Origin of the sequence: Flavobacterium sp. (assembly GCF_035760125.1) — a bacterium.
GTDB lineage: Bacteria > Bacteroidota > Bacteroidia > Flavobacteriales > Flavobacteriaceae > Flavobacterium.
Genome location: NZ_DASTTN010000397.1, coordinates 1 through 3500, shown reverse-complemented (window position 1 = coordinate 3500; position 3500 = coordinate 1). Strand labels below are relative to the sequence as shown.

The 3500-nt window shown below is 35.9% G+C and carries 4 protein-coding genes and 2 pseudogenes; 5 read left to right on the top strand and 1 reads right to left on the bottom strand.

The window, feature by feature from the left end:
- The 3 genes and pseudogenes from VFS71_RS14060 to VFS71_RS14050 all read left to right on the top strand — a co-directional run.
- Positions 1-217 (top strand): annotated as a pseudogene (locus VFS71_RS14060) (class I fructose-bisphosphate aldolase); the annotation flags it as partial.
- A gap of 98 nt (positions 218-315) precedes the next feature.
- Positions 316-1311, top strand: a complete 996-nt coding sequence (hemB, locus tag VFS71_RS14055; protein WP_326402008.1) for a porphobilinogen synthase — start codon at positions 316-318, stop codon at positions 1309-1311.
- 2 nt (positions 1312-1313) lie between these two features.
- Entirely contained in the window at positions 1314-1703 is a 390-nt protein-coding gene (locus VFS71_RS14050) for a c-type cytochrome (RefSeq protein ID WP_326402007.1), read from the top strand.
- A gap of 141 nt (positions 1704-1844) precedes the next feature.
- Here the strand turns inward: VFS71_RS14050 and VFS71_RS14045 are convergent, their stop codons facing one another.
- A complete protein-coding gene (locus tag VFS71_RS14045) occupies positions 1845-2492 on the bottom strand; it encodes a hypothetical protein (protein WP_326402006.1) in 648 nt (215 codons plus the stop codon).
- Between the two features lie 148 nt (positions 2493-2640).
- On the opposite strand from VFS71_RS14045, the gene VFS71_RS14040 reads away from it, so the two are divergent.
- Positions 2641-3111 (top strand): methylated-DNA--[protein]-cysteine S-methyltransferase, encoded by a 471-nt coding sequence (locus VFS71_RS14040; protein ID WP_326402005.1) that lies wholly within the window; start codon positions 2641-2643, stop codon positions 3109-3111.
- Positions 3112-3161: 50 nt separating this feature from the next.
- Positions 3162-3500: pseudogene (locus tag VFS71_RS14035) on the top strand (3'-5' exonuclease); the annotation flags it as partial.

Here is a 3500-nt window from a genome sequence, read left to right as displayed (position 1 = left end):
TGAATTAATGTCTGATCCGCATGTTGTACGTGTTGTAGCTTTGTCTGGAGGATATGCTCAGGAAGAAGCCAATCAGAAACTTTCGGAAAACCATGGATTGATTGCAAGCTTCTCAAGAGCTCTTTCTGAGGGACTTTCCGCCGGTCAGTCTGATGATGATTTTAATAATAAACTGGGTAAAACCATTAAAGAGATTTATTCCGCTTCGATTACATAAATATGACGAAAGTTTAAAAGGCGTAAAGTCAAAAGCATTTATATCAAATTAATAAAAATCTAAAAATAAGATTGTATAAAAATCTAAAATTTAAAACAATGTTTCCATTACACAGAGGTAGAAGATTAAGAACAAGCGAATCAATTCGTTCTTTGGTTCGCGAAACCACTTTAAGCCCAACCGATTTTATGTTTCCTATGTTCATTGCCGAAGGGGAAAATGTAAAGGTCGAAATACCGTCTATGCCAGGAATCTTTCGTCGTTCGATTGATTTGACGGTTGAGGAAGTTAAAGAAATTTATTCATTAGGAATACGTGCGGTCAATATTTACGTAAAAGTAAGCGAGGATTTAAAAGACAATACAGGAAAAGAAGCTTGGAATCCAAACGGATTGATGCAACAAGCTATTCGTGCCATCAAATCGGCCTGTCCAGAGATGATTGTAATGCCGGATGTGGCTTTGGATCCGTATTCTATTTATGGTCACGACGGAATTATAGCCAATGGCGATGTAGAAAATGATTCTACGGTTGCCGCTTTGGTAAAAATGGCTATCTCTCACGCCGAAGCCGGAGCCGATTTTGTAGCACCATCTGATATGATGGACGGACGTGTGTTGCGTTTGCGCGAAGGATTGGACGCTGTAGGTTTTCACCATGTGGGGATTATGAGTTATTCGGCTAAGTATGCTTCTGCGTTTTATGGGCCTTTCCGTGATGCATTGGACAGTGCACCCAGAGAAGCGGATATTGCCGTTCCAAAAGACAAAAAAACGTACCAAATGGACTATGCCAACCGTATCGAAGCCATCAAAGAAGCTTTATCCGATGTTGAAGAAGGAGCCGACATGGTTATGGTAAAACCCGGTATTGCATATTTGGATATCGTTCGTGAAGTTAAAAATGCTGTGAATGTTCCGGTAACCGTTTTTCATGTATCAGGTGAATATGCCATGATCAAAGCTGCTGCCGAAAGAGGTTGGTTGGATAATGACAAAATTATGATGGAGCAATTAATGTGTATCAAAAGGGCGGGAGCGAGTTTGATTTCGACCTATTTTGCCAAAGAAGCAGCTATACTTTTAAACAAATAAAAATGAAAAAAGTTATATTATTATTAGCCGTTTTAATATTCGCTTCTTGTAAAAAAGAAAGCCAGGAACCATTTGGGAAGCCCGAAGCAACTACTGAAACTACAGTCGTAAAATCGCCGGAAGTTCTAGGAAAAGAAATTTTTGAGAACAAAGGAAATTGCATCGCTTGTCATTTACCAGATAAAAAGCTCATTGGACCTAGTTTACATGACATTGCCAAAATCTACAAAGATAAAAACGCAGATATGGTCACATTTTTAAAAGGAGATGGTGAACCTCTTGTGGATCCAAGCCAGTTCGAAGTTATGAAAACCAATTTTGCCATTACTGAAGAAATGTCAGACGAAGAGTTACAAGCATTAGAAGCTTATATTTATTCGAATTTGAAATAATTTTAGAAGCTAATCCCGCTGTCCACTATATCTCTTGTGGTCCCGTAAAAAAACGAGACCACAAGAGGATGCCGTTTCCATCGGGGCTAAAAAACAAGAACCATCTTAAGTAAGATGGTTCTTGTTTTTATAGATATAAAATTATTTAACTTGTTCTCGTGTGATTTTTTGAATCTCCTCAAATTTCAGTGTTGTGATGCTTTTGTCCTTTGATTGGATCTTGAGTTGAACATTTGGGATTTGTTCAATAATCACTCCTGTAATAATTGTTCCGTCTTTGGCATAAACAAAATCCTCATAAGTGATGTTTTCATTATTGTTTTGAATTGACTTGGTTGGATTTGAAAGTTCTAAATGATAATTATAGTTTTTATAATCTTCTTTTATAATTCCTTTTTCATTCACATCTGGTTTCCATAGTGACCCTGTGGATAAGTCCATAATTATTCCCCAAGGCACAGGTATTGAACCAATGAATCCTGTCCAAGTTAAAACTGTACCTGCAAACGCCCATCCTCTAAATTTTCTTGATTTGTATTCAAACACCTGTTCTTGGCCCCCATCTTCTTTTACTGTAATCGACAATTTATTTGCGTCTTTTCTTTTTACTTTAAAAGTAGCGTCTCCAACGCCCTTAAATTCGTTATTGTAGTAAATTTTTGCGGTAGGTTTGTTATCAACCAATACATGAGCATTGTAATTTGATCCTCCAATAATAGTTCCACAACTTGAAAATAATGTAGGTATTATAACAATTAAAATAAGGCTAACGAGTAATTTTTTCTTCATTTATTTTTGTAATTAAATTTTGATTAATAAAAGCAAAACTATTCTTTTTTTAGAAAAACAAGGAGGTTTTTTAAGTATTTATTTTTTCATCCTTTCTAAATTCTTTGCGAACTTTGAGATAACTTTGTATTCAAATCTATTCAAAATTATGGAAACAGTCTACATCAAAACGCCTTTAGGAATCGCAGCAATTATTGGCGATGAAAATGGAGTATCGGAAATTTCAGTTTCTGATGAAGGAAGTGTTTCGGTAGAAATTCCAAACGTTTTACAAGAAGCTGTTTCGCAACTCAATGATTATTTTGAAGGGAAACGGACTTATTTCGATTTCAAACTCAATCCGAAGGGAACCGAATTTCAACAAAAAGTGTGGAAAGCATTATTGGAGATTCCGTATGGAAAAACCAGAACGTATCTCGAACAGTCAAAAGTTTTAGGAGATGTTAAAGCTATCCGTGCTGTAGCTTCCGCAAATGGGAAAAACCCACTTTGGATTGTTGTTCCTTGCCACAGAGTCATCGGAACTGACGGTTCGCTTACAGGATATGCTGGAGGATTATGGCGAAAAAAATGGTTATTGGAACATGAAAATCCAACAACACAACAAAGTTTGTTCTAAAATATTTATGGAATAAATTTCTTATATTCGTTTTAGATAACTTGTAAAAAATGATTGAAAAAATAAACCTCAATAATATCCTTTTTCTTGACATTGAAACTGTTCCTGAAGTTGCGGATTACAACACTTTGGATGATGAAATGAAAAACCTTTGGGAACAAAAAACCCAATACCAACGCAAAGAAGAATTTTCGGGAGAGGAATTTTATGACCGCGCCGGAATTTGGGCTGAGTTCGGGAAAATTGTTTGTATTTCGGTTGGGTATTTTACGATCAAGGGTGATATTCGTAATTTTAGGGTTACCTCTTTTTTTGGTGATGAAATTAAGATTCTAAAAGACTTCAATAATTTATTGAATAACCATTTCAATCAGCCGCAACATGTTTTG